The following is an 8,876-nucleotide window of genomic DNA, read 5'->3' on the forward strand; positions in this document are numbered from 1 at the left end:
CGCCGGCGCGCCGAAGCACTGATATGTAGCACCTATCGGCAGCCGGGCCAAACCGGGCACGCCGCGAGCTATTGTTGCATCCCGATGACGGCGCGGACCCGTTCGCGGGGCGCGTATACGTATGCCCTCTATCGCTTCAAGCGCCCTAATTTATCCGCTGCAATCTGCGGTCCGGTAAACGGGCGTAGCACATGATCCGACGAGGGTTGGCAGGGGCCGCCGACAGCCGGATCGATCGGAGAGGATTACATGGCTTTTCGCAGCACCCTCGTCAGCGGCATCAGTGCCGCCGCCATCAGCATCGCTCTGGCAGCGCCTGCCTATGCGCAGGACCAGACCACGGGCGACGATGCCAACCCGGCGACCACCGAAAGCGATGACGAGGTTGGCGAGGTCATCGTCGTCAGCGGTATCCGCGCCTCGATCAACAACTCGGTCGAACAGAAGCGCGAGAACACCTCGATCGTCGAGGTTGTCAGCGCGGAGGACCTGGGCAAGCTGCCCGATCTCTCGATCGCTGAATCGCTGTCGCGGCTTCCCGGCCTTGCGACGCAGCGGCTCGACGGCCGTGCCAATGTCGTCTCGATCCGCGGCCTTGCACCCGATTTCACCACCACGCTGCTGAACGGCCGCGAGCAGGTTTCGGCCAACAACAACCGCGGGGTCGAGCTTGACCAATACCCGTCGGAGCTTTTGAACGGCGCGGTCGTCTACAAGACGCCGGATGCCATGCTCATCGGACAGGCGCTGGGCGGTACGATCGACATGCAGACCGTGCGTCCGCTCGACTACGGGCGGACCCAGTTCGTCCTCGGCATCCGCGTCGAGATCAACGACCTCGGCAAGCTCAACCCGGACATCTCGGACAAGGGGTATCGGGCGAACATTTCCTATGTCGGCCAGAACGATGCCAACACGCTCGGCTGGGCGATCGGTTATGCCCGCATGCAGTCGCCGACGCAGGAAGAGCGTTGGAACGCCTGGGGCTATCCCAATGTTGACGGCGACACGCTGGTCATCGGCGGTGCCAAGCCCTATGTGAAATCGAACAAGCTCAAGCGCGATGGCATCATGGGCGTGCTCGAGTTCCAGCCGAGCGACCGCTTCCACACCACGCTCGACGGTTACTGGTCCAAGTTCCGCGACGAACAGCGCCTGCGCGGCATCGAACTGCCGCTCTACTGGTCGGCCGCGCAGCTTCAGCCGGGCTATACCGAGGAGAACGGCCTCGTTACCTCGGGCACCTATACCGGCGTCGAAGCGGTGATGCGCAACGACGTCGTCAACCGCAATTCGGAAATCTTCGCCGGCGGGCTGAACACCGAATACTCCGTCAACGATACGCTGACGCTCGGGCTCGACCTTAGCTATTCGAGATTGAAGAAGACCGAAGAAAACCTTGAAGTCTATCTCGGCACCGGTCGCGGCGGCGGCGTCGGGGCGACCGATACGCTCGGTTTCGAGATGCCCGCCGGCGGTGGGGTCGTCACATTCGACCCAACGCTCAACTATGCCGACCCAACCCTGTTCGTCATCACCGACCCGCAGGGCTGGAACAGCTGTGGCGGCGCGGTTCCCAACTGCCAGGACGGCTTCGTCAACCGCCCGCGGATCAAGGACCGCCTCCAGTCGATCCGCCTGCAGGCGATCCAGGCGTTCGATGGCGACCTGCTTGAAAATGTGGTGATCGGCGCGAACTATTCCGACCGGCGCAAGGAACTCGTCGACGAAGGCTTCGTCCTGACGCACGAGAACTACCCGGCCAATACGCAGGTCCCGAACGACTATCTCTACAATCCCGTTTCGCTGGACTTCATCGGCATCCCGGGCATGGTCGCCTTCGACAGCTGGCGGTATTACAACGACGGCAACTACACGCTGACCGATGAAGCGCTGTGGACGCCAGGCCGCCTGACCAACAGCTATGTCGTGTACGAAAAGGTGCTGACGGGCTTCCTGCAGGCCAATTTCAACAGCGGCCCTGTGCGCGGCAATGCTGGCGTGCAGGTCGTGCGGACCGATCAGTCGGCTGATGGCTTTGCGGCCTACAATCCGGACGTTGATGGTGACGGCACCGCCGATGGGACCATTTCACAAGCGATTAGCGACGGAGACAAGTACACCCATATTCTGCCGAGCTTAAATCTCTCGTTCGAATTCGGGCAGGATGCGTTCATCCGTTTTGGCGCGGCCAGAATGCTGGCCCGTGCCCGCATGGATCAGCTTAACCCGGGAGCGGGCTTCAGCTTCAACGAGGCGAACAACGTCATCGGCGCGGACATCCAGAACTCTCCGTGGTCGGGAACGGTCGGTAACGCCAAGCTGCGCCCGCTGGTGGCCAATACGGTCGATCTGGCACTCGAGAAGTATTTCGGCCGTGGCGGCTACGTCTCGCTTGGCGGGTTCTACAAATATCTCGACAACTGGATCTATCGCCAGAACGACATTTTCGACTTCACCGGCTACCCGACGCCCGGCGGTGTCGAGCCGACCTACAACTTCGGCATCGTCTCGCAGTGGCAGAACGGGCGCGGCGGCCATGTCTATGGCGCGGAAGGTTCGTTCTCGCTGCCCTTCGGGACGTTCTCGACGGCGCTCGACGGTTTCGGCGTGCTGGGCAGCGCGTCCTATACCAAGAGCCGGGTGCGCGAAGGCAATGCCGACCCGATCGCGATGCCCGGCCTCTCGCGCTGGGTCGCCAACGGCACGGTCTATTTCGAGAAGGACGGTTTCCAGGCCCGGGCCTCGGCCCGGTACCGCTCGAGCTTCCTTGCCGAGGTCTCCGGACTCAGCCTGGCGCGTGACCGGATCATGGCACGGGCCGAAACGGTCATCGACGCGCAGATCGGCTACACCTTCCAGGACGGGTTGTTCGAGGGCCTTGGCATCCTTTTGCAGGGCAGCAACCTGACGAACGAGCCGTTCATCACCTACTACAACGACGATATCCGTCAGGTCCGCGACTACCAGAACTATGGCCGCAATTTCATGGCGGGCATCACCTACTCTTTCTGAGCGTAGCGGCGGGACGGGGCAGTGCCTCGTCCCGCACGATACGTCCCCTGATCGCACGATCGGCGCATGAAGAGGGAGAGCGACCATGAACGATAGTCGCATCCGCGATGTCGTCATCGTGGGCGGAGGGACAGCCGGATGGATGGCGGCGGCCGCGCTGTCCGCCACCATGGGCGAACAGCTCAGTATCCGCCTGATCGAAAGCGATGCCATCGGAACGGTCGGCGTGGGCGAGGCGACTATACCCGCGATCCGCCTGTTCAACGGACTGGTCGGGATAGACGAAAACGCATTCCTGCGCGCCACCGGCGGGACCTTCAAGCTTGGCATCGAATTCGCCGGCTGGGGCCGAGAAGGCGAAAGCTACATGCATGCCTTCGGCCAGATCGGGCAAAGCCTCGACCTCATAGAGTTCTGGCAATACTGGCTGCGGGGCCGCAAGGAAGGGGTTGCCGAGCCTCTCGGGCAATACTCTTTCAACGAAAGCGTCGCCCGTGAAGGACGCTTCGCCCGCGTGCCGCGCATCCCCAACACCGAACTCGACGGCATTTCCTATGCCTTCCACTTCGACGCGGGGCGCTATGCCCGTTTCCTGCGCGAAATTGCCGAAGCCAATGGTGTGGCGCGCACCGAAGGAACGATTGCCGCCGTCACCCGGAACGCGGAATCCGGCCATGTCGGGTCAGTCAGTTTGGCTGACGGGTCGGTGATTTCCGGCGAACTGTTCATCGACTGCTCGGGCTTTCGCGGATTGCTGATCGAGCAGGAACTTGCCACCGGCTATGATGACTGGACCGCCTGGCTGCCCTGTGACCGGGCCGTGGCAGTGCCGACCGCCAATGCCGGCCCGCCGCGCCCCTATACGCAATCGATCGCCCGGCAAGCCGGCTGGCAGTGGCGCATCCCGCTGCAGCATCGCACGGGCAACGGCCATGTCTTTTGCAGCGATTACCTGAGCGAGGACGAGGCGACCCGGATCCTCCTCGACAATCTCGAAGGCCCCCCGCTGGCCGAACCGCGCACGATCCCGTTCAAGACCGGGATGCGGCGCAAGGCGTGGAACGGCAACGTCGTCGCGCTGGGGCTCGCCTCGGGCTTTCTGGAACCGCTGGAATCGACCAGCATTCACCTCATCCAGAACGGCATCGCCAAGCTGATCTCGCATTTTCCCGATCGCGGCTTTCACCCGGCCAATACCGCGGCATACAACCGCCGTGTGGCCTATGATTACGAACGCATCCGCGACTTCATCATCCTGCACTATCATCTTAACCAGCGCGACGAGCCCTTCTGGCGCCGCTGCCGCGAGATGGCGATCCCCGATACCCTGCGCGAAAAGATCGAACTGTTCCGCGCCACCGGCCGGGTGTTCCGCGAACAGGAGGAGCTGTTCGTCGAGATCGGCTGGTTCCAGGTTCTCACGGGTCAGAACCTGGTGCCCGAAACCTATCATCCGCTGGCCGATGTACTCTCGCGCGAGGAGCTGACCCAGTTCCTGGCCGATATCCGGACCATCGTCGCCAGCAATGCCGCCCGCCTGCCCGCGCATGGCGATTTCATCGCGCAGACCTGCGCTTCGCCTGTCCAGCCCGCTGCCGCCGGAGCCCGCTCATGATCCGCCTTACCTTCCCCCTGCTGGCGCTGGCCCTGTCCGGCTGCGCTTCGGCCCAGGTCGCGGCACCTGCCGCCGCGCCGCCGCCGGCGACGTTCCGCGACCGGCTCCCCGCGGAAGAGATCGTCTACTTCGTTCTTCCGGACCGGTTCGAGAACGGCGACCTCGCGAACGACCGCGGCGGCCTTGAAGGCGATCGCCTCGTCACCGGTTTCGATCCCGCCGCGAAGGGCTTCTTCCATGGCGGCGATCTCAAGGGTCTCACCAACCGGCTCGACTATCTCGAGCGACTGGGCGTCACCGCGATCTGGTTCGCTCCGATCTTTCAGAACAAGGCGGTGCAGGGCCCCAGGGGCGACGAGAGTGCGGGCTATCACGGCTATTGGGTGACGGATTTCACCCGTCCGGACAGCCATTTCGGCACCGCGGAAGAATTCCGGGCCTTTGTCGACGCGGCACATGGGCGCGGGATGAAGGTCTATATGGACATCATCACCAACCACACCGCCGACGTCATCCGCTATGCCGATGGCGATGCGGCCGATTACGTCTATCGCAGCAAGGGGGACTATCCCTACTCTACCCGCGGCGGCATCGACGGCGCACCGATCAACCGCGGTTTTGCCGGGGACGGCGATTCGAGCGAGGCGAATTTCGCTCGCCTCACCCGGCCCGACTTTGCCTATGTGCCGGAAGTTCCCGCCGCCGAGCGCGACGTGAAGGTTCCCGCCTGGCTGAACGATCCGATCTACTATCACAATCGCGGCAATTCGACCTTCACCGGCGAGGATAGCCGGTATGGCGACTTCGCCGGCCTTGATGACCTGTTCACCGAGCACCCCCGTGTCCGCGCCGGAATGATCGAGATCTTCTCGGACTGGGTCCGCAAGACCGGGGTGGACGGCTTCCGCATCGATACCGCGCGCCATGTCGATCCCGGCTTCTGGCAGGCCTTCGTACCGGCGCTGAAGGACGTCGCGGGCGAAAGCGGCATCCCTAATTTCCACATGTTTGGCGAAGTCTACAAGGACGTGCCCGACAGTGGGTACATTGCCCAGTACACCCGCCGCGATGGCCTCCCCGCCGTACTCGACTTCGCGTTCCAGGCGGCGATGCGCGAGGTGCTCGGCCGCGGCAAGGGCACCGTCGTCCTGTCCGAAATGTTCGATGGCGACGTGCTCTACGAAGGCGGCAAAGAGACGGCACTCGGTCTGCCGACCTTCCTCGGCAATCATGACATGGGCCGCTTTTCGACCCTCATAAAGGCCGACAACCCCCGGATCACGCAGGACGAGCTTCTCGCCCGCGTCATGCTCGGCCACGCGATGATGCTGACCCTGCGCGGCAGCCCGGTGATCTATTACGGCGATGAACAAGGCTTTTTCGGCGATGGCGGCGATCAGCTCGCCCGCGAGGACATGTTTCCCTCGCGCACGGCAGAATACAACGACAATCGCCTGATCGGAACCATCGCCACCACGGCCGAGAGCAATTTTGACGAGGCGCATCCGCTCTACCGGCTGATCGCGCAGTTCTCCGCCATCCGCCGCGCCCACCCCGCACTGTCCCGCGGCCGGCAGGAGGTGCGTCATTTCGAGCAGGAGGCCGGCATCTTCGCAGTGAGCCGCTTCGACCCCGATACTGGAGCTGAATATTTGGCCGTCTTCAATACTGCGCCGACCGCTCGCCGCGCGAACGTCACGCTGGGCTATGAGGCGCGCGGGATCGAGACGCTGGCGGGCACGTGTCCTTCACAGGTTTCGGCTCCGGGCAGCGGGCCATTTGCCCTGCCTGCGTTCGGCTGGGCTGTGTGCCGCGTTGCGGACCGGGGACAATGAACGAGCAGACCCTGATGCAGCCCGACTTCATGTCGGCCGCCGACCTGCCCTGGTGGCGCGGGGCGACGATCTACCAGATCTATCCGCGCAGCTTCATGGATTCCAACGCCGACGGGATCGGCGACCTTCCCGGCATCACCCGCCGGCTGGGCCATGTGGCGGACCTCGGCGTCGATGCGATCTGGATCAGTCCGTTCTTCGTCTCTCCGATGAAGGACTTCGGCTATGACGTGGCCGATTACTGTGATGTCGATCCGATCTTCGGTACGCTGGCGGATTTCGATGCGCTGGTCGCAGAGGCGCATCGGCTGGGCCTGAAGGTGCTGATCGATCAGGTCTATTCGCATACCTCCGACGCGCACGAGTGGTTCATCGCCAGCCGCGCGGCACGAACAGGCGACAAGGCCGACTGGTATGTGTGGGCCGATGCCAAGCCCGATGGCTCGCCGCCGTCGAACTGGCAGTCGGTCTTCGGCGGGCCGGCCTGGACCTGGGATGCCCGCCGCCGGCAGTATTATCTGCACAATTTCCTGGCTTCGCAGCCGCAGCTCAACATGCACAATCCGGCGGTGCAGGACGCGGTGCTGGCGGTGATGCGTTTCTGGCTGGAACGCGGGGTCGACGGGTTCCGGATCGACGCGCTGAACTTCGCGATGCACGATCCGGCGCTGCGCGACAATCCGCCCGCACCCGACGACGGCCGTCCCCGCACCCGGCCGTTCGACTTTCAGATCAAGGCCTATAACCAAAGCCACGAGGGCATTCCTGCTTTCATCCGCCGCATCCGCGCGCTGACCGATACGTTCGACGGGATTTTCACCGTCGCCGAAGTCGGCGGCGACGATGCCGCAAGGGAAATGCAGCTGTTCACGCATGGGGACCGGCACCTCAACTCGGCCTACAGCTTCGACTTCCTCTATGCCGACGCCCTCACCCCCGCCCTCGTATGCCGCGCTCTTGCCCAATGGGCGGACGATCCTGAGACCGGCTGGCCCAGCTGGGCGTTCGAGAACCACGATGCGCCCCGGGCGATCAGCCGCTGGTGCGCGCCGGCTGACCGTGATGCCTTCGCGCGAATGAAGGTGCTGCTGCTGTTGTGCCTGCGGGGCAATGCGATCCTGTACAATGGCGAGGAACTGGGCCTTACCCAGGTCGATATTCCGTTCGAACATCTCCACGATCCCGAGGCGATCGCCAACTGGCCACTCACTCTCAGCAGGGATGGCGCGCGGACCCCGATGCCATGGGACGACAGCGCCGATGCGGGGTTCGGAAGCTCTTCGCCATGGCTGCCGCTGGGCGAGGATCATCGGCGGCGCTCAGTGGCGAGACAGCAGAACGATCCGGGTTCGATCCTGTCCGCCACGCGCGCGGCGATCAGCCTGCGCAAGCAACACGCCGCGCTGCGACATGGCGCGGTCGAGCAGTGCCGGGCGGATGGCGATCTTCTGTCGTTCGAGCGTGTAGCCGGTGGCAAGCGAATGCGCTGCATCTTCAATCTTGGACCTGAGAACGTCGCGCTTGCAAAGCGCGGCGGCGCCATCCTCGCATCGGCCAATGGCGCGGGCCCTGACGCCCTTCCCCCCTACGGCGCCCTAATTCTGGAGATCTGATTCATGCGTCTCGTTATTGCTGCGCTGGCGCTCACCTGTTCGCATGCGGCGCTTGCGGGCACGATCGCCTCGCCCGACGGAAAGATCAGCGCCACGCTCGAGGTCGACGGGGAAGGCAAGCCCGTGTGGTCGTTGACGCGCGATGGCACGACGATCGTGGCCCCCTCGGCCCTCGGCTTTAATCTTGCCGACGAGGACCCGCTGCGGCGCAATTTCGAGATCGTCTCAGAAGCGAAGGCGAGCGCCGACAGCACCTGGGAACAGCCCTGGGGCGAACGCCGCTACGTCCGCGACAGGCACAACGAACTGTCCGCGACCTTTCGCCAGAAAGACCCTCTGGCGCGCAGTTTCACTGTGCGGATGCGGGTGTTCGACGATGGTATCGGCTTCCGCTACGAGTTTCCGGAACGGGCCGACAAGCCCGTCACCCGGATCGCCGATGAACTGACCGAGTTCACCCTGGCGCCCGAAGGAGAGGCGTGGTGGATCCAGGCTGGCGACTGGAACCGCTACGAATATCTTTATAAAAATACGCCGATCGACGCGGTCGCCACCGCCCACACCCCGATCACCTTCCGGCTGAAGGACGGCACGCACCTGTCGCTTCACGAGGCTGCGCTGGTCGATTATTCGGCCATGTGGCTCCAGCGGATGGACGGACAGCGGTTCCGCGCCACCCTTGCCCCTTCCTCACGAGGAGCGAAGGTCGTGCGCACCGGTGCCTTCACGACGCCGTGGCGCACCTTGCGCATAGCCCCCGACGCCGCCGGACTGGTCGAAAGCGATCTCGAACTAGCG

Annotated in this window: 5 protein-coding genes; all 5 read left to right on the plus strand. The window is 63.9% G+C overall.

Annotation, left to right across the window (positions count from 1 at the left end; genetic code table 11):
• Positions 1-249: 249 nt before the first annotated feature.
• A complete protein-coding gene (locus tag ACHFFA_RS05270) occupies positions 250-3,015 on the plus strand; it encodes a TonB-dependent receptor (RefSeq protein ID WP_394269795.1) in 2,766 nt (921 codons plus the stop codon).
• Positions 3,016-3,100: 85 nt separating this feature from the next.
• Positions 3,101-4,630, plus strand: coding sequence for a tryptophan halogenase family protein (locus ACHFFA_RS05275; protein WP_394269796.1), 1,530 nt, complete (start codon positions 3,101-3,103; stop codon positions 4,628-4,630).
• Entirely contained in the window at positions 4,627-6,465 is a 1,839-nt protein-coding gene (locus ACHFFA_RS05280; RefSeq protein WP_394269797.1) for an alpha-amylase family glycosyl hydrolase, read from the plus strand. Before ACHFFA_RS05275 ends, ACHFFA_RS05280 begins: the two co-directional genes overlap by 4 nt.
• 14 nt (positions 6,466-6,479) lie before the next feature.
• Positions 6,480-8,078, plus strand: coding sequence for an alpha-amylase family glycosyl hydrolase (locus tag ACHFFA_RS05285; RefSeq protein WP_394269799.1), 1,599 nt, complete (start codon positions 6,480-6,482; stop codon positions 8,076-8,078).
• A 3-nt stretch (positions 8,079-8,081) separates the two neighbouring features.
• The coding region (locus tag ACHFFA_RS05290; RefSeq protein WP_394269798.1) for a glycoside hydrolase family 97 N-terminal domain-containing protein at positions 8,082-8,876 on the plus strand (795 nt) is incomplete at its 3' end.

This window comes from Qipengyuania sp. (genome assembly GCF_043423005.1).
Taxonomy (GTDB): Bacteria; Pseudomonadota; Alphaproteobacteria; order Sphingomonadales; family Sphingomonadaceae; genus Qipengyuania.

Coding starts and splice junctions, on each gene's coding strand:
- ACHFFA_RS05275 (WP_394269796.1), top strand. CDS start 3,101: ATGAACGATAGTCGCATCCGCGATGTCGTCATCGTGGGCGGAGGGACA.
- ACHFFA_RS05280 (WP_394269797.1), top strand. CDS start 4,627: ATGATCCGCCTTACCTTCCCCCTGCTGGCGCTGGCCCTGTCCGGCTGC.
- ACHFFA_RS05285 (WP_394269799.1), top strand. CDS start 6,480: ATGCAGCCCGACTTCATGTCGGCCGCCGACCTGCCCTGGTGGCGCGGG.
- ACHFFA_RS05270 (WP_394269795.1), top strand. CDS start 250: ATGGCTTTTCGCAGCACCCTCGTCAGCGGCATCAGTGCCGCCGCCATC.